The sequence below is a fragment of the Thalassotalea sp. 273M-4 genome, from assembly GCF_041410465.1.
Taxonomy (GTDB): domain Bacteria; phylum Pseudomonadota; class Gammaproteobacteria; order Enterobacterales; family Alteromonadaceae; genus Thalassotalea_A; species Thalassotalea_A aquiviva.
The window spans coordinates 906424-933303 of record NZ_CP166961.1; the positions used below are offsets into that span (position 1 = coordinate 906424).

The window sequence follows — 26880 nt, forward strand, 5'->3', positions numbered from 1 at the left end:
TGGTATAATACCGCTTTATTGAATTATTAAATTGGCAAACTCTCCTATGTTCGAAAATTTATCTGATCGTTTGACTAAAACGCTGAAAAATATCAGTGGCCGTGGCCGTCTTACCGAAGACAATATTAAAGATACGTTACGTGAAGTTCGAATGGCTTTACTCGAAGCTGATGTTGCTTTACCTGTTATCCGTGAATTTATTGCCAATGTAAAAGAACGTGCGGTCGGGCAAGAAGTATCTAAAAGTCTTACCCCTGGTCAAATTTTTGTCAAAATTGTTCGTACCGAACTTGAAGCCGCGATGGGGGCTGCTAACGAAGCCCTTGATTTAAAAGCCGCGCCACCAGCGGTTGTGCTTATGGCAGGTTTGCAAGGCGCGGGTAAAACGACCTCCGTAGCCAAGCTGGCAAAGTTTTTACAAGAACGAGAAAAGAAAAAGGTCATGGTGGTTAGTGCCGATGTTTATCGTCCAGCGGCAATAAAACAGTTGGAAACACTGGCCAGTGAAGTCAATGCCGAGTTTTTCCCTAGTGACATTTCTCAAAAGCCGGTCGATATAGCCAATGCGGCCATCGCTCAGGCGAAGAAACAATTTATTGATGTTGTTCTTGTTGATACCGCCGGTCGTTTGCATGTTGATGGCGAGATGATGGATGAAATCCAACAACTGCATAGTCAAATAAACCCGGTTGAAACCTTATTTGTGGTTGATGCAATGACCGGTCAAGATGCCGCCAATACGGCCAAGGCCTTTAATGAAGCCTTACCATTAACCGGTGTTATCTTAACAAAAACCGACGGTGATGCCCGTGGCGGTGCGGCCTTATCTATTCGTCACATCACCGGCAAACCGATTAAGTTCTTAGGTGCGGGTGAAAAAATTGATGCCCTTGAGCCATTCCATCCTGACCGTGTTGCGTCTCGTATTTTAGGGATGGGCGACGTTCTATCTTTAATTGAAGAAGTAGAGCAAAAGGTTGATAAGGAAAAAGCGCAAAAGCTCGCCAACAAAGTTAAAAGTGGTAAAGGTTTTGATTTAGAAGATTTTCGCGAGCAATTAGTTCAAATGAAATCTATGGGCGGTATGATGGGCCTTATGGACAAACTGCCTGGTATGGGTGGGATGTCCGATCAAATTAAAGGTCAAATGGACGATAAAATTACCGTGCGTATGGAAGCCATTATCAATTCTATGACCCCGGCTGAACGCGAACGCCCTGAAATCATCAAAGGTTCTCGTAAACGCCGAATTGCCGCCGGTTCTGGAACCCAAATTCAAGACGTTAATAAGTTGCTTAAGCAATTTACTCAAATGCAAAAAATGATGAAAAAAATGTCTGGTAAAGGCGGAATGCAAAAAATGATGCGTTCGATGAAAGGGATGATGCCTCCTGGTGGTATGGGCGGCATGGGTGGACCAGGCGGGTTTTTCCGTCGTTAATCCTGTCTTTCATCGTTACCGTCAATTGATTAAGGTTGAGAACAGTCGTGCAGCTTTTTAAGTCATTTATTTGTTTACAAGGCCGTGAACATGGCGGCCGCTTTTTAATCTCTTTATTCTCATTTAGCGTCGCATTTTTATTTCTTGGCAGCACGATCATCAGTGGTTTTGCTGCTCAATGTATTTTTGCTTTCGCATTTACTTTTGTTGCCTATGCATCGTCGCTTAGACGTTGTCATGATGGCAAGTTAAAAAGGTTATTCGCGGGGCTTAATGCTCTGTTGTTTTTGGCTGCAGCCATACTCAGTGTGTTACTCGAGTCTGGGTTAGCCTTTCTTGCCTTCAGTTTTTGTTATTGTTTGACTTTTTGGCTATCGGTGCAAAAAAGTGCCGAAGAGGTAAATTATCAACTTGGCTACGCCGGACCCGTTGATCTTTCTTCTTTTTTGCAACCGCTTGTTGAATCTAACCACAGACGAACTGAGCGTATTGAACCCAGTTTATTTGGTCAACAACCTCCTCAAGATAATGATGAGTTTGCGGGCATAACAACACAGCAGTTTGCTACTGATCCTGCTGTGTCGATAAATGCCCCCTCAACTTCTAGCCATATTTGGATTGAACAACTGCAAACGTATTATAAGCAGTACAAACTTGCGACGCATTTGATAATGGCAACGCTGATGCTCATTTCGTTAGTGAGTTTGACTTGGCCAATGTTGACCGTACCTGCACAGCAAGAGCTAAACAGCAGTAGGGAAGCAGAAAACCCTGTTATTATCGATAAGGCAAAAATTCGACAACACTTATTGGCTATGCCGGATGATTTTTATTTGCTCCTTAGTGAGCATCAAGGTTTGATCATTCACTGGAAAGCAGACTTATTAGATGATGGCGTTATTTGGTCTCAAACGACTGCCAAAGGCGATGATACCTGTGCGGCGATTGAATTTAATCGTGGTGATTCGGTTAGAACCCTGTCAGTCGAAATTGAAGATGCTGGTAATTATTACGCTAATTTTTCACCGCTTGATACTGAAACCGTCATTCGCTTATTAGCGATTCGAGGCCAATTCAGTTTATGCGGTTATAACTTTTCATTAAAAGGCTCACAAAAAGCGTTAAATTCAAGCCCACACTATATTGATATGGCCAATTAACTTACCTTGGTTCTAATTTGTAACTACCGGGTAGGGTAATCGTCAACATATACTCTAAACAAAAAACGGCCTTAATTAGGCCGTTTTTTTAGGTCTATTATTTGCTTTTATAAACTAGCGCTTTGTCTGTTTAATTCGCAATAAAGCAGAAACTCTCTCTCTGCTGAATATTTTATGCCCTAGTGCCGTTAGCATTGAGCCTAATACCACAAATATGGCCCCCAGATAAGCTAAAAAGTTGAGTTTTTGAGCTTGATATAGATGAGGCCAAAGAGCACTGGCAATCGTTGCGAACACTACGGTTAATAAAGGGGTAATCGCCAGTACCGCACTTACTTTAGACGCCGGCCAATATTGCAGAGACTCTGCAAATGTGCCATAGGCAATAAGGGTGTTGGCACAACAGAAAAAGAGTAAGGCGATGGCTAACCAATCAAATGCCTCGACCTGAAATGGTGACGATAGAGGAAAAAAGAAAAAACTGCTAAGCAGATAAATACACCACATAATTTGGTTTGAGCTAAACGATTTCAGCATTTGCTTTTGTAAAATAGCGTACGCTGCCCAAGTGACAGAAGCACCAACCATGATCGCGAACCCAATCAAAAAATCTTCTCGGTCTAGTGAAGATGTGTTGCTAAATTGTTGGTTGAAAAATAAACACAAGCCAGTGATTAATACGAATGAGCCTACCATCTGACCGCGGCTAAAAGACTCTTTTAGAATAAGCACACTACCCACTAACATCATAAAAGGCGCCATTTGGATCAGCATTTGTGCGGTTTCAGCGGGAACAAAATACAGCGAGCTTAAATAGAGAATATAATTCAAGGATAAAAATACCGAGGTGATCAGCATGGTTTTTATCAGCTTTTTACTTTGCAGTAAGTGGGTAGGTAGTTTTTGTCGTTTAAACAGTAATATGCCAACAGCAACCGCGGCAAAAATAAAGCGATACCAGGTAATGGTATATGCATCCATCAACTTTAATACACTGCCTAAGGCTAAGGGTAAAAGCCCCCACATAACGGCAGTGATTAAGGCGAGTAACAAACCTTTACTATTATTATTGGTAATTGATGACATTGAATACAATCTCTATGTAGATAATTTGCTAAAATTGTCTTTGTGGTTGGCGAGAAAGCGCGATTTTATCAGTGATCATGTTTTTTCGCTCGTATTTTTTCCGATTATTTCTGGCTATTTTGTGGTTAATACTTGCTTTTTATTTGTAAAAGCGTAAAATCTGCGAGCTTTTCTAACCCTTATGGGTTGGGAAGTGTCTGGAAAATCGTTTTATAACTTAAATATAGAGGACGGTATGGTTACCATTCGTTTAGCTCGTGGCGGCGCAAAAAAGCGCCCATTTTATCAAGTGGTTGTTGCTGACAGCCGTAACTCTCGCGATGGTCGTTTCATCGAGAAAGTAGGTTTCTTCAACCCAACTGCCCAAGGTCAGGCAGAAAAATTACGTTTAGACATCGACCGCATCAACCACTGGGTTGGTCAAGGTGCAGCGGTATCTGATCGTGTAGCTAAGTTAGTAAAAGACGCATCTGCGGCTTAATTAGCTTAGAAAATTGTGGGAGATTAAGTAAATTATGAATAAAGATGTCACCCTTGGAAAAATTGGTGCTGTTTACGGCATTAAAGGTTGGTTGAAAGTTCATTCTTTTACAGATAACCCGGAAGCAATTTTTGATTATTCCCCTTGGATCTTAGATTTAGGCGGAAAAAAACAAACAGTGACGGTAAGTGAGTGGAGACGCCATAATAATGGTTTAATCGCTAAATTTGCCGGAGTCAACGATCGTAATGATGCCCAACTTAAAACGGGTGCTGAAATTACGATAGACGATTCATTATTACCAGATTTACCTGAAGGTGAGTTTTACTGGCGTGATCTGATTGGCATGACGGTTGTTAATGAGCAAGGTTATAACTTTGGCAAAGTAACAGACATCATGGAAACAGGTTCAAACGATGTACTGGTTGTTAAAGCCAACCCGAATGATGGGTTTGGCAAAAAAGAAAGGTTAATTCCTTACTTAGATCAACAAGTGATAAAAAATGTATCACTTGAAATGAAACAAATTAACGTGGACTGGGACCCGGGTTTCTAACTCAATGGATAACTGTAAAATGCGGATAGAGGTGATTAGCCTTTTTCCCGAAATGTTTACTGCTATCACTGAGTCTGGGGTGACAGGAAGAGCAATTCGCAACGGGTTGGTGGACTTTAATACCATAAACCCAAGGGAATTTACCCATGATAAGCACAGAACCGTGGACGATCGCCCATACGGCGGTGGACCGGGAATGCTGATGATGGTGCAACCTTTGCGAGATGCCATTAATGCCGCCAAACAACAGGCTGGCGAAGATGCGCATGTTATCTACCTATCACCACAGGGACGAAAGCTTGACCAAAACGGTGTACGTGAATTATCGCAACATAAATCCCTGGTATTAATTGCAGGGCGTTATGAAGGCATAGACGAAAGACTCATTGAATCTGATATAGACGAAGAGTGGTCGATCGGCGATTTTGTGTTAACGGGAGGCGAACTGCCTGCGATGACCTTAATCGATGCAGTGGTAAGATTTGTACCTGGTGTATTGGGACACAATCAGTCAGCTGAACAGGATTCATTTTCTGACGGTTTACTTGATTGTCCTCACTATACCCGTCCAGAAGTTCTGGATGGCAAATCGGTACCTAGCGTGCTACTGAGCGGTAATCATGAAAACATTCGTAAATGGCGCATGCAACAGTCATTAGAACGTACCTGGATTCGACGTCCAGATTTACTAGCTAACCTAGCTCTGACTGCCGAGCAAGAACAGATGTTAGCGCTGATAAAACAGCAACATCAAACTTGCGAAGATTAGCAGTATATTCTAGGAATAAAGGTGTATTATGAGTAAAATCATTGACATGCTCGAACAAGAGCAAATGAAAACTGACGTACCAGCGTTCGCTCCTGGTGATACTTTAGTTGTTAAAGTAAAAGTTAAAGAAGGTGACAAAGAGCGTCTTCAGGCTTTCGAAGGTGTGGTAATCGCTAAGAAAAACCGCGGATTGCATTCATCTTTTACCGTTCGTAAGATCTCAAGCGGTGAAGGTGTAGAACGTGTATTCCAGACACACAGCCCATTAGTTGCAGAAATTAATGTTAAGCGTCGTGGTGACGTGCGTCAAGCTAAGCTTTACTACCTACGTGAACTTTCTGGTAAGAAAGCACGTATCAAGGAAAAGTTGGCTAAGTAATCTCATTACTTATGACCCAATGAAAATGCCAGTCAGACACCTGACTGGCATTTTTTTTAGATAAAATTTAGGTTGCTTTCGGTGTCTTAACCTTTGCCTTTTTCGGTTAATGGGATTGGTATAAGTATTGGCTGAGAAAAAGTTTTCAGGCTTATTTTGATTAAAACCGTTTTTTTCCTTGCAAGCCAGTGGGAAAAGTTTTAATAATAAAGTACTCGGACGAGTCGGTATTTTGCAGATGTCTGTCAAGGGGAACAATCTTCTTCTAGCTCATTGGCTGTAAATACCAACCAATAATTTTGATTGCAACGCACAAAGATATGAATAACCTCTACCAACAATTCAAATTTCGATATTATCGCCATACCTATCTTTATTGGTAAGTCTGTACTTACTTCGTTACACCCTGCATTTTATTTTTCACCACAACTTTTTATACGGAAACCGCTATGCCGACTGCCATGCACAATGGAAAACTGAATGATATTCACGTTAATTCTGAAGAAGTATTAATGACCCCAAATGAATTAAAACAACTTTTGCCTTTATCCGATAAAGGTCGAGAGTTTATTCTCGATGCGAGGCAAAGTATTGCCAATATCATTCATAAAAATGATCCTCGCTTATTGGTCATCTCAGGTCCATGCTCTGTACATGATATTGAAGCAGCAAAAGAATATGGGCGTAAATTAAAGGCATTACACGACGAATATAAAGATACTTTGTACATTGTGATGCGAGTGTATTTTGAAAAACCACGTACTACGGTGGGGTGGAAAGGCTTAATTAACGATCCCCACATGGACGGCAGTTTTGATGTTGAACAGGGCTTAAAAACCGCTCGTGAGTTATTGATTTATTTGACGGAACTTGGCTTGCCACTCGCAACCGAAGCATTAGATCCGATATCGCCACAATACTTAGCCGAACTTTTTAGTTGGTCGGCTATTGGTGCTCGTACTACCGAGTCGCAAACACACCGCGAAATGGCCAGTGGTTTATCGATGCCAATTGGTTTTAAAAATGGTACCAATGGTAGCTTGGATGTGGCGATTAATGCGATGCAATCAGCGGCATCCCCACATCGTTTTATGGGCATAAACCTTGAAGGGCAAGTGGCATTGTTGCGCACTTCAGGTAACCCAGATGGGCATGTGATTTTACGTGGTGGTAAACAGCCTAATTACGACTCGGTTAATGTTGCCCTATGCGAACAAAGTCTAGAGCAAGCCAAGCTTGAAAAAGCCTTAGTGGTGGATTGCAGTCATGCCAATTCAAGTAAAGATCACAATCGTCAACCACTTGTCGCGGATAATGTATTTAATCAAATTTGTGATGGTAATAAGTCCATTATAGGTATTATGTTAGAAAGCCATCTTAATGGTGGTAATCAAAGTTCTGACTTACCAAAAGAGCAATTAACCTATGGTGTATCGGTGACCGATGCCTGCATTGATTGGCAAACTACCGCCGATTTATTAGCAAAAGCACACGCTAAGCTTGGCAAAGTGCTACCACAACGAATAGGCAATTAAGCGCAGGCCAAGTTATGGAATCGTTCGAACAAAATTTGCAGCAATGTCGTGATCAAATTGATCTTATTGACCAAGAGCTAGTCACCTTATTAGCCAAACGACGCCAGGTCACCAGTAAAGTAGGTGAATTAAAAAGCCAAGTTGGTATGCCTATTTTTGCACCCGAGCGAGAGGCTCAATTATTACTTAAGTTACGTGCACAGGCCACTAGCGTTGGAGTCAATGAAGATATGATTGAAGATGTCTTTCGTCGCATCATGCGTGACTCCTATTCTTCGCAAGATGCCAAAGGCTATCGCTGTGTTAATCCTGGTGCGGGTGATGTTGTTATTATCGGTGGGTATGGGCAACTCGGTGGGGTATTTGTTGACTTGTTTGCCCGCACGGGCTATCAAGTTAAAATACTCGATAAAGATGACTGGCAGCACAGTGAGGCGATTTTAAAAGATGCAGGCTTGGTAATCGTCGCCGTCCCAATCAACATAACTCAAGCTATTATTGAAAAATTAACCCAGTTACCCAAAAATTGCATTTTAGCCGATTTAACCAGTGTCAAACAGTCACCACTAAATACGATGTTAAAAGTACATCAAGGCCCCGTGGTTGGTTTGCATCCGATGTTTGGTCCCGATGTTACAGGGATGATCAAGCAAACGATCATTGTATGCCATGGTCGTATGCCTCAACAATACCAATGGCTGCTTGACCAACTGCAGGTTTGGGGGGCGAATAACTTTATCACCAGCTCGGCTGAACATGACGAGGCGATGGCCATGGTACAGGTCATGCGTCACTTTTCGACGGTGTGTTATGGCGCCCATTTAGTGGCAGAAAATGTCGACTTAGAAAAATTATTGGCAATGAGTTCGCCTATATATCGCCTTGAATTAGTGATGGTTGGGCGTTTGTTTGCGCAAGACCCTCATTTATACGCCGATATCATCTTTGCCAATCCTGCACATGTTGAAATGATGAAGCGATTTGCCAGTCGCTTCGTAGATTTGTTAACCTCGGTAGAGCAAGGTAACAAGCAAGAATTTATCGACACCTTCGAGCAGGTCGCCAATTGGTTTGGCGATGATGCGAACAGCTTCTTACGTGAGTCGCGTTCATTATTAGAAAAAGCTAAGGACAAGTGATGTTATTTCGAACCACAGATAATCGATTTAAAACAACCGTGAGTTGGGGTTGCTGGTTAGTTCTTTTAAGTCTTTTTAAGCCTGTGATGGCGGCCAATAAGGTAGATGTTGATCTGGTTGGTAAAACCACTAAAGTGGCATTACATAGTCAATTTGACGATTTTGCTAACAGCTATTTTAATTACATACCAAGTGATGATGAAGTCAAAGCCGCGAAAACCTTACCTCAAGATGTGCACATAGATGTGTATTTTGCGACCTGGTGTCATGACAGTCAGCGTGAAGTACCTCGCTTATTAAAAATATTTAATGATCACGGTCATCAAATAAACTTAATAGCTTTAGATAGACACAAATCGGACCCTTTAGGTCTGGCTGAGTCGCATCAAGTTAAATACACCCCTACCATCATTATGTACGCTAAAGAAAAAGAGCTTGGCCGTATTATCGAAGTACCTAATAAGAGTTTATCCGAAGATTTATTAGAATTTTGGCAAGTATCACAATAAACCTTATTGGTTTAGTATTGATCTTATAATTCTGGCTCAGTGTAATTGTTTTAGCGTTTTGAGAACCAGCTTTCGACTTTCACTGATTTCCTTTGTTAATAAATCAACGCTTTCTTTGTTGTTGTCGACTTGTTGCCAGTGTTGTTGCCAAGTGCTTTTTAGGTCGTCTATTTGGCTTTCGGTTTGTGGCGAAATGGTTTGTGCTAAGTCCTCCATATAGAGGACATAGCTCCAGCCTTTTATCGGGTCTTGTTTGGTATTGTTGTCGTCGTAAAAAGCGTAATCAATTAATAACTGTAATTGTGTTAACGACATTAACACTTCAAACGATGAGGTTCTAACGTTGCGATTGTATTCAGTGACCTCATTACGCCAAGTATTATAAGCCAGCGACGAAACGGCTATAAACAGGCTTATGATGGCGATGAGATGGTTTTTGAGTTGTTGCTGTATACTTACTTTCGACGCATTCATATCGGCTAGGCACTTTAGGGCTTGTGATGTCTTTCAATATCTAGCTGAGAACAAGACCAGAGTCAAACTCTGGTCTGGTAAGTTCAATTAATGCGATTCAAGTGCCATAGTTGTGGCGTTTTCGATTTGCTCAAATAATATCTTGGCAATCTCACTGGCAAGTTTATTGGCATCAACGCCTTGCTCACCGCCAATAAATTCTAACGCAATAGGCGTTGTGCTGGGGTGAATAGGGGGAATGCTTTGGTCCGTAAATTCTATAGTTAAATCATTGATTATAAGTGATTTAATAGAAATCTTTGTAACCTTTTTTTTCTTACTCTTGGTCGGCTTCTCTTGAGCATCATTTGGGCTATTGGTTTGTTCGATAAAAGCAAGGATGTCGGCAATATTGCTCTGATTGTTTTGCCTTAATTCAACAAACGCGTGCACCTTGTTTATTCGAACAGAGTCGATAACCACAAAGGCGGCTGTTAAGGTTTCTGGATTAATATCAATTAACACCTCATCTATGGCTAATAGATTGGCTTGTTTTTGATTTTCGTTGTTTGCCACCGTTAGACCATAAAGCGTTCCCACACCTTGAGGCATATTCATTTCAACCTTTGCGAGCTGAACCTCACGAGAAAGGGCGTTGCTGCTATGCAGTTCTACTTGTGATTTTACAAAGCCATTCCAGTCGGCTGATGCTAGATACCATAGCATCGCGCCAAAAAAAGCCAGTAAAAGGGCGGCAACGATAGCGAGCTTGTTCATTTTATTTCCTTGGTTTCATTAGGGAATTTAACAGGTGTTGGGGTGATTATAGCTTGTTACGACGCTCAATTTAACCTGAGAAAATTGTAACTCAGCGTAAACTTATCGTTTTGTACCATAAACTAGGCTATATTGCCGTCAGTTTAATTTTTACAAGAGCTTTTTTATGGACAATGCAAACTCTTCTCGTCTTCCATTAATTCTTTTATCTGCCGTTTTGGTGGTGTTATTAATTTTTTTAAATTGGCCTAAACCTAATCAAAGTGTTGAGCGCCGAGCCCGGGTGGTAACCGTAAAAACCACCAATGTAATAGAAGCCAAATTTGTTGATGAAGTAGAAGCTTTAGGTACTGCGAAAGCGAACGAACAAGTCAATATTACAGCTCAATACTCGGACCTTGTTGAAAGTATTCACTTTAGTGACGGTGATCGAGTTAAAAAAGGTGATATCTTAGTTGAACTCGTCAAAGCTGAAGAGCAAGCAAAGGTTAAAGAGCTTGAAGCTAATTTAGCCGAGTCGACGGCACAGTTAAACCGTTATAAAGAACTGTTGCAAAAGAAAGTGGCTGCGATATCAGAACTTGATGATCAAAAAGCCAAAACGGATGCCATTGTCGCCCGATTATCGAGTGCTCAGGCGGTTTTAGATAGTTTAACCATTCGAGCGCCATTTGATGGACAACTTGGCTTTAGACAAGTGAGTGTGGGGGCATTGGTCCGTAATGGCGATGTGATCACCAGCTTGGATGACTTAGACACTATTAAAGTCGACTTTGCTATTCCTGAGCGATTTTTGCCAACGTTAAAAATTGGTCAATCAATTGAAGCGGGTAATATTGCTTACAACGATAAAACCTTTGAAGGCAAAGTCACGAGCATCGCCTCGCGTGTTGACCCAAGTACGCGTACCATCGTTATTCGAGCAGAAATTCCAAACCCTGAACTTAAATTACGCCCAGGTATGTTAATGACCATTTCCTTAGTGCGCAATGTTGAGCAAGTGTTGCAACTTCCAGAAAGTGCGGTGATCCCATTTGAAGACCGTCATTTTGTCTTTGTCGTTGAGGACAATGTAGCTAAACGTAAGTACATCGAAGTCGGTCGCAGAAAACCTGGGGTTGTTGAAATATTATCGGGTCTTGAACAAGATGAACAAGTGGTTATTGAAGGCGCTTTAAAGCTGCGTGATGGCGCGCAAGTAAAGTTAGATAATGAATTTTCAGGGAGTGGTTTATGATCCTCTCTGATCTGTCGGTAAAAAGACCGGTATTTGCAACGGTTCTTAACTTACTTATTGTTACTTTTGGTATTTTAGCTTTTTTATTGTTGCCATTAAGAGAATACCCAGATACTGACAAGCCGATTGTGAGTGTCTCAACCTCATATCCTGGGGCTTCTGCCGCTATTGTCGAAACTAAGATAACCAAAATTTTAGAAGATAAAATCAGTGGTATTGAAGGCGTTAAAACGATCCAATCCTCTTCGCGAGATGGTCGTTCGAATATCTCTATTGAATTTGACATTGACCGTGATATTGATGGGGCGGCAAATGATGTGCGCGAAAAAATATCGTCACAATTAAGTCGATTACCGGAACAAGCCAATCCCCCGGAAGTGCGTAAATCTGATGATCGAGAAGATGTTATCGCTTGGTTTACCTTGCAAAGTGATGTTTTTAATACCCTTGAATTAACCGATTACGCCAATCGCTACATTGTCGATCGATTTGCGGTGGTCAATGGGGTTGCCGAAATTATGGTTGGCGGTGGGCGCACTTATGCGATGAGAATCATTCTTGATCGCCAAGCGATGGCCGCTCGCGGGATCACCGTCAGTGACATTGAGAGCACATTACGGGCCGAAAACGTGGAACTGCCTGCAGGCGAGATCAAGTCCATCGACCGAAACTTTAGTGTGCGAGTGGCTCGAAGTTATAAGACCGATGTGGATTTTGCCGATATGGTTATTGCCCGTGGTCAAGACAATTCACTTATTCGCTTAAGCGATGTTGCAGTGGTTAAAGTGGATGCGAGAACCGATGAGACCTTGTTTAAAGGTAACGGGCGCAACATGGTGGGGCTTGGGATTATCAAGCAGTCTCAAGCCAACACCATTGATGTGGTAAAAGCCGCACAAAAAGAAATGGAGGCTATTCAGCTTAACTTGCCAGCCGGGACTGAAATTGTACCAAGTTATGACTCCAGTATCTTTATTAAAGAGTCGATTGACGAGGTATATAACACCTTAGGTATTGCCATGGTGATGGTTATCTTGGTGATTTTCATTTTTCTTGGCAATATCCGAGCTACCTTTATTCCGGCGGTGACCGTGCCTATTGCTTTAATTGGCTCGATGATCGTGCTATCGCTTTTAGGGTTTTCGATTAACTTATTGACCCTATTGGCATTAGTCCTTGCCATCGGATTGGTGGTTGATGACTCTATCGTGGTGTTAGAAAACATTTATCGTCGCATCGAAAATGGCGAAAAACCGTTAATGGCGGCGTACCATGGCGGTCGAGAGGTGGCTTTTGCGGTGGTAGCGACCACGCTCGTATTGGTCGCGGTATTCGTACCATTAATTTTTATCTCTGGCGATATCGGTCGTTTATTTACCGAATTTGCTTTAGCGATTGCCGCCGCGGTGATTTTTTCAAGCGTCACCGCCTTATCTTTAACGCCGATGATGTGTTCGAAATTATTAAAACATCGTCAGCGCAGTTCCTCTTTGGGCCAAATTTTAGATAAGGCCTTTGCCAAGTTGGAAACGCGTTATGGTCAGGTCGTTGCTTCTGTTATCAAACAACCATTAATGATAGTGGTGGTTATGGCTCTTGCGTTTAGTAGCTTGTATGTGATTTTTGACAAGATCCCAAGCGAGTTTGCCCCCAAAGAAGATAGAGGTGGTGCATTCTTAATTATGCGAGGAGCCGAAGGGGCGAGTTTTGAAAATAACGCAGCCAATATGAAAAAAATCGAATCTAAGTTGCTTAAACACTACGAGGACGGCACTTTAGATAGGGTTATTGTTCGTGTACCTGGTTTTGGTGGCAGTGGTGGGATTGCGATTATTGGCATGCCTAACTGGGATCAGCGGAAAACTTCAACCTTTGATTTTATCAATGGCTTTAACCGTGAATTGGCCAGCATCAATGATGTTCGTGCCTTTGCCATGATGCGAGGTGGTTTAGGCGGTCGCAGTGGTGGCGGTCGTCCTATTGGTTTTGTGCTTCAGGGCAATAGCTATGAAGAGTTGGCGCGATGGCGCGATATTTTATTGGCGAAAGCGCAGGAAAACCCGAAAATTATCGGTTTGGAGAGTGATTATCGTGAAACCTACCCGCAATTGATGGTGAAAATTGATCGTCAACGAGCGTCAGATTTAGGTGTTTCAGTTGGCGACATCGGTCGCACGTTAGAAACGATGTTGGGTAAGCGCCGAGTAACCACTTACGTCGAAAAAGGAGAGGAGTACGATGTCTTGCTTGAAGGTGATGAAGAAAGCTATCGTTCACCAAGCAGCATTGATAATATTTATGTGCGCTCAAAATCCACCGGCGAACTTATTCCATTGTCAAATCTGGTCAGTTTCGAAGAATCGGCAACATCTGCGCAATTAAATCGCTTTAACCGTCTTCGCAGCATCACCTTATCGGGTAATTTAGCTGATGGCTATACATTAGGAGAAGCGTTAGATTTTCTCAATCAAGTGGTTCTTGAAGAGTTACCGGTTGAAGCCTCGGTGGATTACACTGGTCAATCACAAAAGTTACAAGAAAGTAGCAACTCAATGCTGTTGATTTTTGGCCTAGCGTTATTGATCACATTCTTGGTTTTGGCCGCTCAATTTGAAAGCTTTATTCACCCATTGGTCATTATGTTAACGGTGCCGTTAGCCTTGGTCGGTGGTTTGGCTGGTTTGTATTTAATGGGCTTAACAATCAATATTTACAGCCAAATTGGCATTGTTATGCTCATTGGTTTGGCAGCCAAAAACGGTATCTTGATTGTTGAGTTTGCAAACCAGCTACGCGATGCTGGTGAAACCTTTGAAAACGCCATTGTCAAAGCAGCGCAGCAACGATTACGTCCCATCGTTATGACCACCTTTACCACGGTGATGAGTTCGATACCCTTGGTCATCGCGATAGGCCCTGGCTCAGAAAGCCGTATGGTATTAGGGGTCGTTATCTTCGCCGGCGTATCGCTTGCCAGTGTGTTCACTTTATTTATTGTTCCTGGCGCGTATTATTGGTTATGCCGAGGCACTAAATCGCCTGAGTACATCAGTAAGCAAATCGATAAATACAGCTAAGATATGACTTAGCTGTAAACATAAAAATGGCCTGCAAATGCAGGCCATTTTTGTTTTTAGGGAAACGTGTTCGCATTCATTCCATTTTGGTATTACGCATTATTGCAGCTTTTGAGCAGGAACTTGAGTCGGTTTTATTTGTTCGCTGGCATAGCAACCTAAGACTTTAATAAAGCGGGTGTTGTCGTTAAGTTTAGATAAACACTCTTGCATTTGCGGTGACTTAAGATTGCCTTCAAGGTCAATATAAAACATCTCTTCCCAAGGACGTCCTTGAATCGGTCTAGACTCTAATTTGGTCATATTGATGCCATAATCTTTTAAAATAACCAAACAGTCGACCAACGCACCAGGGGTTTGGCCAGTGGCTAAAATTAAGGTGGTTTTGGCTGGAATTTGGACCGCAACATCAACCGCTTTACGAGCAACTAAAATAAACCGACTGTGGTTTTCTTGTTGATTGGCAATCGATTTTTTCAATGGCATCAAATCATACATTTTACCACCTTGTTCACTGCCAATAACCGCGACATCGGTTTGTTGCAAACTTTTGGCCTTTTCCATTGCTTGTGCCGAACTATCACAATACTCAATTCGAATTGACTCTTGCTTATTGAGAAAGTTACTGCATTGTTGCACGGGTTGAGCATGGGCGTAAATCACTTTGATATCTTCTAGACGGGTATTTTTAGCGGTTAATAAGCAGTGATCAATTGGTTGGGTAAGTTCGCCAACAATCGCTAAGTTGGTGTGTTGAAGTAAGTCATACACCTCGTTGATGCTGCCCGAGCTGGTGTTTTCTATCGGGAGCATACCGTAATCGACAATACCTGATTCAACTTGTTGCAGAACTTGGCTAAAACTGTCACAACCATATTCAATGATATTCTCTGCTCGACGGGAAAAATAACGGTGGCTGGCGAGGTGTGAGTAAGAGCCTTTATCACCTAAAAATGCCACGCTGACAGTTGGCGCTGCAAGGTCAGGGTTTTTCAGTTGTTGTAAATAGGCTTGTTGATTTAGCACCGAATCTTCAATAATGGTTTGAAAAACACTGGTGACATAATGCGGGTCTAAGCCAATTTCTTTGCCTTGCTGAATTAACCTAATGAGCAGCTCTTGTTCTCGTTGAGGATCTCGTACCGGACGTATTTGTTCGGCTTTGCTTTTGGCGACATTTAATGTTAGCGCGCGTCGTTTGGCAAACAGCGTTAGTAATTGCTGATCTAAATCGGTTATTTGTTCGCGGATCCGTTCTAAGTCTAATTGCTCTTTCACTGTGTTTTCCTTGCTGGCAATCGAAATGGAAAAAAAAACCTCCGTAACAGGAGGTTTTTCGCGACTTTTAAATACGAAAAAACTCCAGCGTCAGCCGGTAAAGAAAGTAAATTTAAAAGCGCAGATAATTTGATTCATAACATTAATGTATGAGGGTGAATAAAAACTGTCAACAGATAATTAAGGCTATGGTAAAATAAGTGAAATTTATACTAAATATTCTTGCGTGTTCGAGAATAACTTAAGATCTAATGTTTAGGATTTTTCAATGTCGTCATTACAAGAGCAATTATTGAAAGCCGGGCTTACCACCAAACAAAAAGCTCGTCAGGCCAATACCGACAAACGTCGTAAAAACAAACAAAAACGCAGTGGTGCAAACGTTGAAGTGAGCTTGCAAGAACAAATCAAACAAGATCTTGAAGCCGCACAAGCTGAGAAAGCGGCAAAAGATAAAGCCCTTAATGAAGAAAAGAAAATGCAATTGGCGGCGAAAGAGTTACAAAACCGAATCAGCCAAATATTGCAACACCACCATGTTAAAAATTATGAAGGTGAGTTAGCGTATAACTACACGGATGAAAACAAAGTAAAAAAACTGTTTGTTAATAACCAAACTCAACAAGCGCTTGTAAATGGTCGTTTGGCTGTTTGTGGTTTAATGGGCACTACCTACATAGTGACATCGCAAACCGCCGAAAAAATTGCCACCTTAGACCCGTCGGTTATTTTGTTGCACAACGATAACGTGACAGGCGATGAGGTAGACGAAGACGACCCATATGCCGAATATCAAATACCAGATGATTTAATGTGGTGATCCCTCGTTAAACCCCGTTTATTAAGATTTCTTTTTACTTATACAACTACAGGAAAACTAATGGCTGTAATTCGCTTTATTCTTGGTCGATTGATTTTATTATTTAATTTTATTTTTCGTCCAACATCGATCAAACGAGATCCACAATCACAACAACGTATTGACCACATGACCCAAAACTTTAGTTTGTACCAACTTAATGCATGTCCGTTTTGCGTTAAAGTACGACGAGCAATCAAGCGACAAAATTTAAACATTAAATTAGTCGATATTAAACAACAAGACAATTTAGATACCTTGATCGCACAAGGCGGAAAACGTACAGTACCTTGTTTGCGTATCGATCATCAAGATGGTCGGGTCGAATGGATGTATGAATCAAACGATATCATTAATCACCTAAATAAACTTGCTGGGTAATTTATTTTCGCTTTAAAAACACCGAAATTAAGCCAATAATGCGTTTTATTTCGGTGTTTTACTATCTGCTCCATCCTTCTTTTTTGCATTTTACTCAACCTAAGAGCAAACTTTTCTTAAGCTTAAAGCGTTTATTTAATAGAAATTTAATTGGGTAAACACCTGTCTATTCTATATAGTTTTATAGAGCGCTAATGTATAGAGGCTAAGATGATCATAAAACAAGCTAACCAAAGCAAAATCAGTGAAAATCTAGTCACCGATGAGTCTGTTTATCAAGATCGTCGTCGAATTCTCAAAAGTCTTGGCTATTTGGGCGCCACATCGGCCTTATTAAGTGCCACTGGAACGTTACCAGCAAGCGCCGCTGAACAACCGTTTAAAACCCGTGCCCTAACGGCGGTGCGTAGCAATCGAAGTTCGAATACAGATAAATTAACCCCCGAAAATAAGGTCATAAGCCACAATAACTTCTATGAATTTGGTGCGCAAAAACACCAACCAGCAGAAAATGCACAAAAGTTTGTGGTTAATCCATGGACTTTATCCATATCAGGGGAAGTCGATAACCCAATTACCTTAGACTACGAACAACTGTTTACACGCTTTGATATAGAAGAACGTATTTATCGTTTACGTTGTGTCGAAGCATGGTCTATGGTGATACCTTGGCTAGGATTTCCACTGGCTAAGTTAATTAAACAAGCTCAGCCAAGATCCAAAGCCAAGTATGTGGCTTTTGAAACATTGTATGATCCCAAACAAATGCCTGGGCAAGCCAATCGATTTTTAGGCGGTGGCATTGATTACCCTTATGTTGAGGGCTTGCGTTTAGATGAAGCGATGCACCCTTTAACTTTATTATCGGTTGGCTTATATGGCAAAACATTACCACCCCAAAATGGCGCCCCTATTCGGTTAGTGGTGCCATGGAAGTATGGTTTTAAGAGCATAAAATCAATTGTTGGGATCAAGCTGGTCAGTAAACAACCGCCCACAACATGGAACCTGCTCGCCCCCAATGAATATGGTTTTTATGCCAACGTTAACCCCAATGTTGCTCACCCTAGATGGTCGCAAGCGAGTGAGCGTCGACTCACCGGAGGTGGTTTGTTTGCCAGAAATCGTATTGAAACCCAATTGTTTAATGGCTACCAAGAAGAAGTAGGTGAAATGTACAAGCACTTAGATTTACGGAAATTTTATTAATGCTGGCCACTAGGCATAGAGTCTTGTTGCTAAAAGCATTGATTCATTTTAGTGCTTTGCTCCCTGCGGTTATAATGTATTACTTAGCTATATTAGATAGACTTGGAGCCGACCCTGTAGAGCAAATTATTCATTTTACTGGGATCAGTGGTTTGAATGTTTTATTACTGACTCTATCGGTGACCCCGCTCGCTAAAACCTTTCGCCAAGGTTGGCTAATGCAGGTGCGACGTTTGTTGGGCTTGTACGGCTTTTTTTATGCGTGCTTGCATATTCTCAGTTTTTTGTTTTTTGAGTTGCAATTTGATTTTTCGTTATTTATCGACGAAGTCATTAAACGACCGTATATTAGCATTGGTATGCTGGCGTTTATATTATTGCTGGCACTTGCAATTACTTCTCTTAACCCCCTTAAAAGGCTTATGGGTAAACGTTGGCAATGGTTACATAACTTTAATTACCTGTTGGTTGCTCTGGTTTGTATACACTTTTATTGGTCGGTAAAATCTGCTGTTTATCAACCCTTGTTGTATATTGCCATTTTGCTTGGGTTGTTGTGGTTTCGTAAAGATAAATTTCAACGTTGGTTTCAAAGAACAGATAAGGTAAAGTTGGCTGATCAAAAACAGTCAGCCGATAAGTCGATTAAATGACTCTTAATGCCAAACAAGAATTGCACCTAACCTTACAAAATGACAGCCAAAATATATTGCCTTTACTTGGGCAAGCATCGGGTTTAAGTTTAGGGCAAATAAAAAAAGCGATTCAACAAGGCTGTCTTTGGCACACTAAGGGGCAATCAACAGCCCGTTTACGCCGAGCTAAGAAATCTTTTAAACAAGGTGAACAACTGCATTTTTACTATAATCCTGAAGTCTTATCCCAACAGGTTGAACCCGCGGTAATGATCGCGCAAGGGAATGATTACAGTGTTTGGTTTAAACCCTATGGTATGCTTTGCCAAGGTTCAAAGTGGAGTGATCACACCACCATTGCAAGGTTTGTCGAAACCCATTTTCAACCGCAAAGACCTGTCTATATGGTTCATCGTCTAGATCGTGCAACCTCTGGGCTTATGGTGCTAGCGCATACGAAATCCATGGCTAGCCGATTAGCCAAGAGTTTTGAGCAGCGCCAAACGAAAAAGATCTATCACGCCATTGTGCTAGGCGATATTCGTCCTTGTTTGCAGGGCAAACCGCTATTAACTCTGGACACGCCTGTTGCTGGAAAGTCTGCACTTAGTCACATAAAAGTGTTGGCTTATGACGAAGCCCAGCAACGAACAAAAGTTGCGGTGCAAATTGATACCGGACGCAAACATCAAATAAGACTGCACCTCAGTTCAATCGGCTTTCCTATTGTCGGTGATAGATTATATGGTGATGCCAATGCAAGCGATTTAAACTTACAATTGCAATCGGTATATTTATGTTTACCTAATATCGCTCAACAAAACAGCCAAAGCGATGAGCACCATAAGTCGTTGCAACCTCTGGAGTTTCATTTACCAGAGGCGTATCACCTCAGGTTATAACGATGCCCAGTCGTTACTGTGCATGTGAAAGCATTTAGCCAAACGACATGGCTATTTGAGCATTGTTATCACTGCTTTGATTGCGCCCTTATCGCCGTTACAGCTCATTACATTTTTCCCTAATGATCCGCTATATTATTCGATTGTTCCTCTTTGCTGTTGGCGATAAAATAAGCAATCTTTTTTTCATCTATAAATGCTTATGTTTTCTCAATCGCTGTTTGCTCAACTGATCCGTATGTTTTGTTTATTAGCCCTTAGCTTAATCGCAGTGCATAACTGTAAGCCTTTATTAGACTTATTGGCCAGTCAAGCCATTGGCAGTGGCTGTCATCAACAAAGCTCGCATCACATAAATGAGTCCGAGCCGTACCATTCTCATCATCAGCATTAATTTGGTTAACCCGATACAGTATTAACAAGAGCATAATTTATGAGCATTTTTCGTTTCCCTGCCATGGTTTGGTTAGGCATAGGTATTTTAATTATTAGTCTTGGGATCCGGCAATCCTTTGGTATTTTTATGATGCCGATTTCCGATTATTTTAATTCGGGGCGAGAATTATTTAGCTTTGCCATCGCGTTGCAAAACTTACTTTTTGGTGCGTTTCAGCCGTTTATCGGTATGGCTGCCGATAAATGGGGAGCTAAACGTATTATTATCTTTGGTGCTTTCGCCTATGCCCTTGGATTATTGATGACCTCACTCACCACTAGTGCAGAGATATTGTATGTATCACTAGGTGTTTTTGTTGGTTTAGGCTTAAGTGCCACCAGTTATGTGATTGTTCTTGGGGCAGTAGCCAAAGTTGTACCTGCTCAACATGCGGCTAAGGCTTTTGGTTTAACCACGGCCGCCGGCTCATTTGGTATGTTTGCGGTGATCCCAGGTGCTCAGTCGTTATTATCAAGTATCGGATGGCAGGGCGCTATGCAAATATTCGCAATAATTTGCTCTTTAATGGTGGCGTTTGCCCTATTTATGAAGCGCGAAAAACCTGATGAAAGTGCAGAGCAAAACAACACCGAGACATTGGGGCCATTAAGTCTAACCCAAGCAATGCAACAAGCTTTTAAGCATAAAGGTTATTGGTTAATTCACGCAGGATTTTTTGTGTGTGGGTTCCATGTTATGTTTATTGCGACCCATTTACCAAGCTATTTGGCGGACTTAAATTTACCCGCTTCGAGCGCAGCCATGGCGCTTGCTTACGTCGGTGTGTTTAATATTTTCGGCTCTTATTTTTGGGGCATAATGGGGGATAAATTTAGCAAGCGTCATGTTATGTCGGTGTTATACCTAACGCGTACTTTGGTCATTTTAGGCTTTATTAGCTTGCCCGTTACCGAATCGAGTGCTTCTTTATTTGGGGCCGCCATTGGTTTTTGTTGGCTTGGTACCGTTCCTCTAACGTCTGGATTGGTGCGACAAATATTTGGTGCGCGGTATATGTCGACGTTATATGGCTTGGTATTTTTTACCCATCAGCTAGGCAGCTTTCTTGGTGCGTGGACGGGTGGTTTAATATATGACTACTTTGGCTCTTATGAGCCCATCTGGTGGTCAACGGTTGTCTTAGCTTTTATTGCCGCTTTGATTCACCTACCCATTGATGATAGACCAATGCATTTGCTAAATAGGCAAGGTAATATGGTTACTGCATAGTAAACACCTGAGCTTATCGATTAAATTTATTTATTAAACTTCTCTTTGCAAATCAATGTGATCGGGCTTTAGAACTCATATATAAAGCCCAATCGGTTTCACTAAATAGCGTGACTTTGCCAAAGCTTAACGGTCTTTTTAAGCCGATTTTTGCGTTTCCTGGTTTACCAAACGATATATTTGATCAAGACCTTGTTTTAAATCGGCGATAATATCCTTAGGGTGTTCTAAACCAACAGAAATTCGAATCAAGCCATCACTTATTCCGGCTGCAAGTCGTTCTTGTTGACTGTAAGGTGAGTGCGTCATGGACGCTGGGTGCTGAATCAGTGACTCGGCATCGCCTAAGCTAACTGCTATTTGAATGAGCTCCATTTTATTAATAAATTCAGAGCTTTGCTCTAGATTGGCAGCCAATTCAAAACCAATCACCCCACCAGCAGCTTTCATTTGCGTACCTATAAATGCAAAGCCATTATGGCTTGCAAGTCCTGGGTAAAAAACCTGTTGAACCAATGGATGCTGTTCTAAAAACTTAGCAACTTTTAATGCCGACTCACTGTGTCGTTGCACCCTCAGGGCTAAAGTTTTTAAACCACGAGATATTAACCATGCATCGTGGGGACTGATGGTGGCACCGACATCTTTTAAGATGGTATTTTTAATATGCTCGATCATCGGTTTATTAGCACAAACAATACCAGCAACCACATCGCCATGACCGTTGAGGTATTTGGTGGCAGAATGCAAGACAATATCAATGCCAAATTCTGCCGGTCGCTGTAACATAGGCGTTAAGAAGGTATTGTCAACAATGGAAATCAACTGATTTTGTTTGGCAATTTTGGCCACCATTGTTAAATCAATCACCTCAAGGGTTGGGTTGATGGGGGTTTCAAGAAATATCACTTTAGTATTGGGCTTAATCGCTTGCTCAATATGTTGTTGATTGGCCATATCAACAAACGATACCTCAACCCCAAAGCGAGTCAGTTGATGAGCAATCAATGAAAAGGTGCAACCATAAACTGCTTTAGAGGCAATAAGGTGATCTCCTGCGCTTAGATTGGCCATTAAGGCCGCGGAAACCGCTCCCATTCCGGTAGCGGTTGCAGCCGCATCTTCCATTGTTTCAAGGGCTGCCACTTTTTGTTCTAACTCTCTGGTGGTTGGGTTACCCAGTCGGGTATAAATATACCCCGGTTGTACACCGGCAAAACGTTGTGCACCCTGTTCAGCGTTTTCAAAAATAAAGGTCGATGTTTGGTATAAAGGTGAGGTTAATGCACCATAGGCTTTATCTTGTATCTTACCGGCATGAATTAGCTTTGTATCATGATGAAAATCCACCGAGCGATGTTGCTCATTTGACGTTGTCGGTACATATACCGAGTGCTTTGATTTAGATTCCATAAAATGCTCGTAGCCGTTAGGCTCAAAGAGTTAATATAAGTTATCAACTTAACATTATGTTAACAAAGGTCAAATAGTTAAAAGAGATTATTGCAAGCGTATATTGTCAGTAATTGTTGCCACTAAACAAAATAAAAGGGCATATTGCAGATAAAACGATGCCCATAGCTTGCGTTTGGGTTGCTTGCAGACACTTGGGGTTATTGATATTAACCGGGTGTAATGAGCTAAGTGGTTTTTCTCATCATATCGTGTTTTAATTTATCATCTTCGCCTTAACACCGATTTAACCGGCACAGTTTTTTTAAGAAAAATAAAATGACAGAACTAATCAATATTTTACCTTTTCTATGTCTGATGATAGCGACGGGCATAATCGCCGGTATTTTAGCCGGATTATTGGGTGTTGGTGGGGGGATTGTTATTGTACCTGTGCTTGATTTCGCTCTGGGCTATTATCAGGTTGAAGAAAGTGTGCGCATGCAAATCGCCGTTGCGACGTCGATGGCTTGCATTTTATTGAGTTCGCTGTCTTCGGCAAGAGCACATTATTTAAAAGGTAGCTTGATTGTTGTCATTATTAAAAAGTGGTCGGGTTTTATTCTACTCGGTGCTTTTATTGGCTCGATGATCGCAAGCCTTGTGTCGGCTGTTGTCCTTACTATGGTGTTTGCGGTTGTTGCTTTGTGGGTTGCTATTAACATGTTTTTTAAGCATAAAGAGCGGTCTGAAACAATCATCAAGACAGAGCGGAGTTGGCATTTAGGTATTCCTTTTGGTATTGGCACTTTATCGGCCTTGATGGGCATTGGTGGCGGAACGTTTAGTGTGCCGATACTAACCCGCTTAGGTTATAGTGTACATCGCAGTGTCGGTACAGCCGCTTTGTTGGGGTTTTTTATTAGCCTGCCGGCAACATTGGGCTATGTTATTATGGGCTATTCGAACCCAAGCCTACCTCAGGCAAGTCTAGGTTTTGTCAATGTCTTAGGGGTCATTGCGATTTCACCTCTCATGGTGGTATGTGCCCCTTTAGGGGTGAAAATAGCACATCAATTAACGCAACAACAATTAGCCCGGGTGTTTGCCCTGTTTTTATTGCTTGTCGGTGTCAGAATGCTGTATCGCAGTGTTGAAATATTAATATAAAAGTAAAGGCCATAGTCTTATGCAAGTGGGAAAAATTATTTGTATTGGTCGAAACTATCGACAACACATAGAAGAATTAGGCAACGAACTGCCAGATGATATGGTGGTCTTTTTTAAGCCGCCTAGCAGCATGACAGAAACATTAACCGCCTATGCTGATGAGCCTTTGCACTATGAAGCTGAGCTGTGTTTTAAAATAATGGATCAGAAAATTTCAGCGGTTGCGGTGGGGTTAGATTTGACCAAAAGAGCATTGCAAAGCAAATTAAAAGCTCAAGGGCTCCCATGGGAGCGAGCCAAAGCGTTTGATGGTTCAATACTGTTAAGTGAGTTTGTTGCTCTTGATAAGGTGGATAAAGACTTAACAGTGACCTTAACGATAAATGGACAACTTAGACAGCATGGGCAAGTCAAGCAGATGATTTATCAACCTGAGCAAATTATTGAAGAACTACAATCATTTATTCGCCTTGAAGATGGCGATATCATTATGACAGGTACTCCCAAAGGGGTAGGTAAAATCAACTTAGGAGATGTGTTTTTTGCCAGCGTGCGCTTGAATGAAACCGAATTAGTCAGCAAAACTTGGCAAGCTCAGTAAGCTTGCCTGCTATATTGCTAACACCAATCCGATTATCCACCAATAAATTTCACTTTAAAGCCTTCTTTTTCCAAGGTGGATTTTATAAGTTCACGCTTATCACCTTGAATTTCAATTACTTCATCAATAACTGTGCCGCCAGTACCACAGGTTTGCTTTAACTTTTTGGCCAAAGCTTTTAGCTCTTTAGGGCCTAAACCTAAGCCACTAATGGTAACCACTCCTTTGCCTTTACGGCCTTTGGTTTCACGACGTACTTTGGCAAAACCATCGGATGGGGTAATGACAGGCTCAGGTTTTTCCTCTTTGATACGTCCCTGATCTGTTGAAAAAACCAGTTTGGAAAGTTGATCGTGCATTGTCATAGTCGGCCTTAAATTAGCTTGAACGAAAATTAATGGGGTTGATATTAGGGTTAACAAAATCAATTATAAAGAAGTTGAGCCGATAAAAAAACCAGTCCTAGGACTGGTTTTAGGCTTTTATAGAAAAATGTATTATAAGCTGGCGTTTAGCTCAGGTAGTGCATCAAATAAATCTGCCACAAGGCCATAATCGGCGACCTGAAAAATAGGGGCGTCAGGATCTTTATTTATTGCCACAATGATCTTAGAGTCTTTCATTCCAGCTAAGTGCTGAATGGCGCCAGAAATGCCGACCGCAATGTAAAGGTCTGGGGCAACAATCTTCCCGGTTTGGCCAACTTGCATGTCGTTTGAAACAAAACCCGCATCAACGGCGGCACGAGATGCGCCAATTGCTGCCCCAAGTTTGTCAGCAATGCCTTCAAGCAGTTTAAAGTTGTCACCATTTTGCATACCACGGCCACCTGAAATCACCACGGGGGCTGCACTTAGCTCAGGTCTTTCGGACTCGGTTAACTCGGCCGATACAAAACTCGAAATCGCCGCGTCATGACTTTGTGACAAGGTGACGATGTCGGCATTGCCATCAAGCTCTACGGCAGCAAAAGCTGTCGCTCTGACGGTGATAACCTTTTTACTGTCTAACGACTGTACGGTGGCAATGGCATTGCCTGCGTAAATAGGGCGAACAAAGGTGTCTGCGCTTTCAACCGCAATAATGTCAGATATTTGAGCCACATCCAAAAGAGCTGCAACTCGAGGTAAGAAATTCTTACCACAAGTCGTCGAAGGGGTCAGAATGTGACTATAATCGGCTGCTAAATCAACAACCAACTGGCTAATGTTTTCAGCCAGTTGGTGCTCGTAACTTGGATTATCCGCTACCAATACGCGCTTAATGGAATGTGCCTTTCTAGCTTGCGCTACCACATCGCTACACTGACTTCCTGCGATTAATAAATCAATTTCGTGACCAATTTGAGTGGCAGCGGTAATGGTTTTTAACGTTTCTGCTTTTAAAGTTTTATTATCATGTTCTGCAATAACTAAAATAGACATTAGATCACCTTCGCTTCATTTTTTAGTTTTTCAACAAGTTCGGCTACGGACTCAACAATTACGCCAGCTTCTCGCTCAGGAGGAGGGGTTACTTTGAGCAATACTGAACGTGGCGTTAGGTCTATATCAAAGTCTGTTGCGGCTCTTACGGTTAATGGTTTACGTTTTGCTTTCATAATATTGGGCAAGGATGCGTAGCGAGGTTCGTTTAAGCGCAGATCGGTAGTGATAATAGCGGGTAAGGATAAACTTAGCGTTTGTAAGCCACCGTCAACTTCACGAGTGACTTCGACTTTATCGTCGACAACATCTACTTTTGACGCAAAGGTGCCTTGTGGCATCTGGGTTAATGCCGCCAGCATTTGTCCCGTTTGATTATTATCTGAGTCAATCGACTGTTTGCCTAAAATGACCAGTTTTGGTTGTTCTTGGTCGACGATTTTTTGCAATAATTTGGCGACATGAATGGAATCCAGTTGCGCATCTGTTTCAACATGAATCGCCCGATCAGCACCCAAAGCAAGTGCCGTTCTTAGTTGTTCTTGACAGGCTTTACTACCAATTGACACCGCTACGATTTCGCTGGCTTTGCCACTTTCTTTCAGTCTTACCGCTTCTTCTACAGCAATCTCGCAAAATGGATTAATGGCCATTTTTACATTGGTTAAGTCAACATCAGAATGATCGGGTTTAACCCGAGCTTTCACGTTGTAGTCAATTACGCGTTTGAGCGGAACAAGTATTTTCATAACAACCCCTAATTG

Annotated in this window: 28 protein-coding genes; 20 read left to right on the forward strand and 8 right to left on the reverse strand. The window is 41.8% G+C overall.

Features of this window, described 5'->3' with window-relative positions:
* Window positions 1-46: 46 nt before the first annotated feature.
* Both ffh and ACAY00_RS04045 read left to right on the forward strand, forming a co-directional pair.
* Entirely contained in the window at window positions 47-1441 is a 1395-nt protein-coding gene (gene ffh / locus ACAY00_RS04040) for a signal recognition particle protein (protein WP_371377559.1), read from the forward strand.
* A gap of 47 nt (window positions 1442-1488) precedes the next feature.
* On the forward strand, window positions 1489-2601 hold the full coding sequence (locus tag ACAY00_RS04045; protein ID WP_371377561.1) for a hypothetical protein: 1113 nt from the start codon (window positions 1489-1491) through the stop codon (window positions 2599-2601).
* Between the two features lie 114 nt (window positions 2602-2715).
* Here the strand turns inward: ACAY00_RS04045 and ACAY00_RS04050 are convergent, their stop codons facing one another.
* Window positions 2716-3687, reverse strand: coding sequence for a DMT family transporter (locus tag ACAY00_RS04050; RefSeq protein WP_371377564.1), 972 nt, complete (start codon window positions 3685-3687; stop codon window positions 2716-2718).
* A gap of 235 nt (window positions 3688-3922) precedes the next feature.
* Here ACAY00_RS04050 and rpsP point away from each other — a divergent pair, with 235 nt between their 5' ends.
* The 7 genes from rpsP to ACAY00_RS04085 all read left to right on the forward strand — a co-directional run bounded on the left by rpsP (window position 3923) and on the right by ACAY00_RS04085 (window position 9055).
* A complete protein-coding gene (gene rpsP, locus ACAY00_RS04055; RefSeq protein WP_371379547.1) occupies window positions 3923-4168 on the forward strand; it encodes a 30S ribosomal protein S16 in 246 nt (81 codons plus the stop codon).
* 34 nt (window positions 4169-4202) lie between these two features.
* The gene (rimM, locus tag ACAY00_RS04060; RefSeq protein WP_371377567.1) at window positions 4203-4724 is read left to right on the forward strand and encodes a ribosome maturation factor RimM; all 522 of its coding nucleotides are present in this window, start codon (window positions 4203-4205) and stop codon (window positions 4722-4724) included.
* Between the two features lie 4 nt (window positions 4725-4728).
* Entirely contained in the window at window positions 4729-5493 is a 765-nt protein-coding gene (gene trmD, locus ACAY00_RS04065; RefSeq protein WP_371377570.1) for a tRNA (guanosine(37)-N1)-methyltransferase TrmD, read from the forward strand.
* Between the two features lie 28 nt (window positions 5494-5521).
* The gene (rplS, locus tag ACAY00_RS04070) at window positions 5522-5872 is read left to right on the forward strand and encodes a 50S ribosomal protein L19 (protein ID WP_371377573.1); all 351 of its coding nucleotides are present in this window, start codon (window positions 5522-5524) and stop codon (window positions 5870-5872) included.
* Window positions 5873-6333: 461 nt separating this feature from the next.
* The gene (locus ACAY00_RS04075; protein ID WP_371379550.1) at window positions 6334-7407 is read left to right on the forward strand and encodes a 3-deoxy-7-phosphoheptulonate synthase; all 1074 of its coding nucleotides are present in this window, start codon (window positions 6334-6336) and stop codon (window positions 7405-7407) included.
* A 14-nt stretch (window positions 7408-7421) separates the two neighbouring features.
* Window positions 7422-8546: a bifunctional chorismate mutase/prephenate dehydrogenase gene (gene tyrA, locus ACAY00_RS04080; RefSeq protein ID WP_371377575.1), complete on the forward strand. Its 1125-nt coding sequence runs from the start codon at window positions 7422-7424 to the stop codon at window positions 8544-8546.
* On the forward strand, window positions 8546-9055 hold the full coding sequence (locus tag ACAY00_RS04085; RefSeq protein WP_371377577.1) for a thioredoxin family protein: 510 nt from the start codon (window positions 8546-8548) through the stop codon (window positions 9053-9055). The genes tyrA and ACAY00_RS04085 overlap by 1 nt, the downstream gene beginning before the upstream one ends.
* 36 nt (window positions 9056-9091) lie before the next feature.
* Here ACAY00_RS04085 and ACAY00_RS04090 read toward each other — a convergent pair whose 3' ends face one another.
* Window positions 9092-9529 carry a hypothetical protein gene (locus tag ACAY00_RS04090; RefSeq protein ID WP_371377579.1) on the reverse strand — a complete coding sequence of 146 codons (438 nt, stop codon included), beginning with the start codon at window positions 9527-9529 and terminating at the stop codon, window positions 9092-9094.
* Window positions 9530-9616: 87 nt separating this feature from the next.
* A complete protein-coding gene (locus ACAY00_RS04095) occupies window positions 9617-10285 on the reverse strand; it encodes a hypothetical protein (protein WP_371377581.1) in 669 nt (222 codons plus the stop codon).
* Window positions 10286-10451: 166 nt separating this feature from the next.
* On the opposite strand from ACAY00_RS04095, the gene ACAY00_RS04100 reads away from it, so the two are divergent.
* Both ACAY00_RS04100 and ACAY00_RS04105 read left to right on the forward strand, forming a co-directional pair.
* Window positions 10452-11522, forward strand: coding sequence for an efflux RND transporter periplasmic adaptor subunit (locus ACAY00_RS04100; RefSeq protein WP_371377584.1), 1071 nt, complete (start codon window positions 10452-10454; stop codon window positions 11520-11522).
* Entirely contained in the window at window positions 11519-14599 is a 3081-nt protein-coding gene (locus tag ACAY00_RS04105; protein WP_371377587.1) for an efflux RND transporter permease subunit, read from the forward strand. The genes ACAY00_RS04100 and ACAY00_RS04105 overlap by 4 nt, the downstream gene beginning before the upstream one ends.
* Before the next feature lie 99 nt (window positions 14600-14698).
* On the opposite strand, the gene ACAY00_RS04110 is transcribed toward ACAY00_RS04105, so the two are convergent.
* Window positions 14699-15877, reverse strand: a complete 1179-nt coding sequence (locus tag ACAY00_RS04110; RefSeq protein WP_371377591.1) for a chorismate mutase — start codon at window positions 15875-15877, stop codon at window positions 14699-14701.
* 268 nt (window positions 15878-16145) lie between these two features.
* Here ACAY00_RS04110 and ACAY00_RS04115 point away from each other — a divergent pair, with 268 nt between their 5' ends.
* The 7 genes from ACAY00_RS04115 (at window position 16146) to ACAY00_RS04145 (ending at window position 21529) form a co-directional block, all read left to right on the forward strand.
* Window positions 16146-16697, forward strand: coding sequence for a DUF2058 domain-containing protein (locus ACAY00_RS04115; protein ID WP_371377594.1), 552 nt, complete (start codon window positions 16146-16148; stop codon window positions 16695-16697).
* 60 nt (window positions 16698-16757) lie between these two features.
* Entirely contained in the window at window positions 16758-17117 is a 360-nt protein-coding gene (locus tag ACAY00_RS04120; RefSeq protein WP_371377597.1) for a glutaredoxin family protein, read from the forward strand.
* Window positions 17118-17327: 210 nt separating this feature from the next.
* Window positions 17328-18326, forward strand: coding sequence for a protein-methionine-sulfoxide reductase catalytic subunit MsrP (gene msrP, locus ACAY00_RS04125; protein ID WP_371377600.1), 999 nt, complete (start codon window positions 17328-17330; stop codon window positions 18324-18326).
* Between the two features lie 26 nt (window positions 18327-18352).
* Entirely contained in the window at window positions 18353-18979 is a 627-nt protein-coding gene (gene msrQ / locus ACAY00_RS04130) for a protein-methionine-sulfoxide reductase heme-binding subunit MsrQ (RefSeq protein WP_371377602.1), read from the forward strand.
* The gene (locus ACAY00_RS04135) at window positions 18976-19863 is read left to right on the forward strand and encodes a pseudouridine synthase family protein (protein ID WP_371377604.1); all 888 of its coding nucleotides are present in this window, start codon (window positions 18976-18978) and stop codon (window positions 19861-19863) included. The genes msrQ and ACAY00_RS04135 overlap by 4 nt, the downstream gene beginning before the upstream one ends.
* Window positions 19864-20065: 202 nt before the next feature.
* The gene (locus ACAY00_RS04140; protein ID WP_371377607.1) at window positions 20066-20257 is read left to right on the forward strand and encodes a hypothetical protein; all 192 of its coding nucleotides are present in this window, start codon (window positions 20066-20068) and stop codon (window positions 20255-20257) included.
* Between the two features lie 39 nt (window positions 20258-20296).
* Complete coding sequence (locus ACAY00_RS04145) at window positions 20297-21529, forward strand: MFS transporter (RefSeq protein WP_371377609.1); 1233 nt, start codon at window positions 20297-20299, stop codon at window positions 21527-21529.
* A gap of 138 nt (window positions 21530-21667) precedes the next feature.
* Here ACAY00_RS04145 and megL read toward each other — a convergent pair whose 3' ends face one another.
* Complete coding sequence (gene megL, locus ACAY00_RS04150; protein WP_371377613.1) at window positions 21668-22942, reverse strand: methionine gamma-lyase; 1275 nt, start codon at window positions 22940-22942, stop codon at window positions 21668-21670.
* Window positions 22943-23260: 318 nt separating this feature from the next.
* Between megL and ACAY00_RS04155 the strand changes: the two genes are divergently transcribed.
* Entirely contained in the window at window positions 23261-24091 is an 831-nt protein-coding gene (locus ACAY00_RS04155) for a sulfite exporter TauE/SafE family protein (protein WP_371377617.1), read from the forward strand.
* Between the two features lie 19 nt (window positions 24092-24110).
* Window positions 24111-24692, forward strand: coding sequence for a fumarylacetoacetate hydrolase family protein (locus ACAY00_RS04160; protein ID WP_371377619.1), 582 nt, complete (start codon window positions 24111-24113; stop codon window positions 24690-24692).
* Window positions 24693-24724: 32 nt separating this feature from the next.
* Here ACAY00_RS04160 and ACAY00_RS04165 read toward each other — a convergent pair whose 3' ends face one another.
* The 3 genes from ACAY00_RS04165 to ACAY00_RS04175 all read right to left on the reverse strand — a co-directional run bounded on the left by ACAY00_RS04165 (window position 24725) and on the right by ACAY00_RS04175 (window position 26865).
* Window positions 24725-25051 carry a stress response translation initiation inhibitor YciH gene (locus ACAY00_RS04165; RefSeq protein WP_371379553.1) on the reverse strand — a complete coding sequence of 109 codons (327 nt, stop codon included), beginning with the start codon at window positions 25049-25051 and terminating at the stop codon, window positions 24725-24727.
* A gap of 138 nt (window positions 25052-25189) precedes the next feature.
* Window positions 25190-26116, reverse strand: a complete 927-nt coding sequence (locus ACAY00_RS04170; RefSeq protein ID WP_371377622.1) for an electron transfer flavoprotein subunit alpha/FixB family protein — start codon at window positions 26114-26116, stop codon at window positions 25190-25192.
* A complete protein-coding gene (locus ACAY00_RS04175) occupies window positions 26116-26865 on the reverse strand; it encodes an electron transfer flavoprotein subunit beta/FixA family protein (RefSeq protein WP_371377625.1) in 750 nt (249 codons plus the stop codon). The genes ACAY00_RS04170 and ACAY00_RS04175 overlap by 1 nt, the downstream gene beginning before the upstream one ends.
* Window positions 26866-26880 lie beyond the last annotated feature (15 nt).

What these genes read in the sequence shown, in the direction of transcription:
- rplS (WP_371377573.1), top strand. Translation starts at nt 5,522, where the DNA reads ATGAGTAAAATCATTGACATGCTCGAACAAGAGCAAATGAAAACTGAC.
- ACAY00_RS04155 (WP_371377617.1), top strand. Translation starts at nt 23,261, where the DNA reads ATGACAGAACTAATCAATATTTTACCTTTTCTATGTCTGATGATAGCG.
- ACAY00_RS04085 (WP_371377577.1), top strand. Translation starts at nt 8,546, where the DNA reads ATGTTATTTCGAACCACAGATAATCGATTTAAAACAACCGTGAGTTGG.
- ACAY00_RS04050 (WP_371377564.1), bottom strand. Translation starts at nt 3,687, where the DNA reads ATGTCATCAATTACCAATAATAATAGTAAAGGTTTGTTACTCGCCTTA.
- ACAY00_RS04115 (WP_371377594.1), top strand. Translation starts at nt 16,146, where the DNA reads ATGTCGTCATTACAAGAGCAATTATTGAAAGCCGGGCTTACCACCAAA.
- ffh (WP_371377559.1), top strand. Translation starts at nt 47, where the DNA reads ATGTTCGAAAATTTATCTGATCGTTTGACTAAAACGCTGAAAAATATC.
- ACAY00_RS04140 (WP_371377607.1), top strand. Translation starts at nt 20,066, where the DNA reads ATGTTTTCTCAATCGCTGTTTGCTCAACTGATCCGTATGTTTTGTTTA.
- ACAY00_RS04075 (WP_371379550.1), top strand. Translation starts at nt 6,334, where the DNA reads ATGCACAATGGAAAACTGAATGATATTCACGTTAATTCTGAAGAAGTA.
- ACAY00_RS04160 (WP_371377619.1), top strand. Translation starts at nt 24,111, where the DNA reads ATGCAAGTGGGAAAAATTATTTGTATTGGTCGAAACTATCGACAACAC.
- trmD (WP_371377570.1), top strand. Translation starts at nt 4,729, where the DNA reads ATGGATAACTGTAAAATGCGGATAGAGGTGATTAGCCTTTTTCCCGAA.
- ACAY00_RS04100 (WP_371377584.1), top strand. Translation starts at nt 10,452, where the DNA reads ATGGACAATGCAAACTCTTCTCGTCTTCCATTAATTCTTTTATCTGCC.
- ACAY00_RS04105 (WP_371377587.1), top strand. Translation starts at nt 11,519, where the DNA reads ATGATCCTCTCTGATCTGTCGGTAAAAAGACCGGTATTTGCAACGGTT.
- ACAY00_RS04135 (WP_371377604.1), top strand. Translation starts at nt 18,976, where the DNA reads ATGACTCTTAATGCCAAACAAGAATTGCACCTAACCTTACAAAATGAC.
- rpsP (WP_371379547.1), top strand. Translation starts at nt 3,923, where the DNA reads ATGGTTACCATTCGTTTAGCTCGTGGCGGCGCAAAAAAGCGCCCATTT.
- tyrA (WP_371377575.1), top strand. Translation starts at nt 7,422, where the DNA reads ATGGAATCGTTCGAACAAAATTTGCAGCAATGTCGTGATCAAATTGAT.
- msrP (WP_371377600.1), top strand. Translation starts at nt 17,328, where the DNA reads ATGATCATAAAACAAGCTAACCAAAGCAAAATCAGTGAAAATCTAGTC.
- megL (WP_371377613.1), bottom strand. Translation starts at nt 22,942, where the DNA reads ATGGAATCTAAATCAAAGCACTCGGTATATGTACCGACAACGTCAAAT.
- ACAY00_RS04170 (WP_371377622.1), bottom strand. Translation starts at nt 26,116, where the DNA reads ATGTCTATTTTAGTTATTGCAGAACATGATAATAAAACTTTAAAAGCA.
- ACAY00_RS04095 (WP_371377581.1), bottom strand. Translation starts at nt 10,285, where the DNA reads ATGAACAAGCTCGCTATCGTTGCCGCCCTTTTACTGGCTTTTTTTGGC.
- ACAY00_RS04120 (WP_371377597.1), top strand. Translation starts at nt 16,758, where the DNA reads ATGGCTGTAATTCGCTTTATTCTTGGTCGATTGATTTTATTATTTAAT.
- rimM (WP_371377567.1), top strand. Translation starts at nt 4,203, where the DNA reads ATGAATAAAGATGTCACCCTTGGAAAAATTGGTGCTGTTTACGGCATT.
- ACAY00_RS04165 (WP_371379553.1), bottom strand. Translation starts at nt 25,051, where the DNA reads ATGCACGATCAACTTTCCAAACTGGTTTTTTCAACAGATCAGGGACGT.
- ACAY00_RS04175 (WP_371377625.1), bottom strand. Translation starts at nt 26,865, where the DNA reads ATGAAAATACTTGTTCCGCTCAAACGCGTAATTGACTACAACGTGAAA.
- ACAY00_RS04090 (WP_371377579.1), bottom strand. Translation starts at nt 9,529, where the DNA reads ATGAATGCGTCGAAAGTAAGTATACAGCAACAACTCAAAAACCATCTC.
- ACAY00_RS04145 (WP_371377609.1), top strand. Translation starts at nt 20,297, where the DNA reads ATGAGCATTTTTCGTTTCCCTGCCATGGTTTGGTTAGGCATAGGTATT.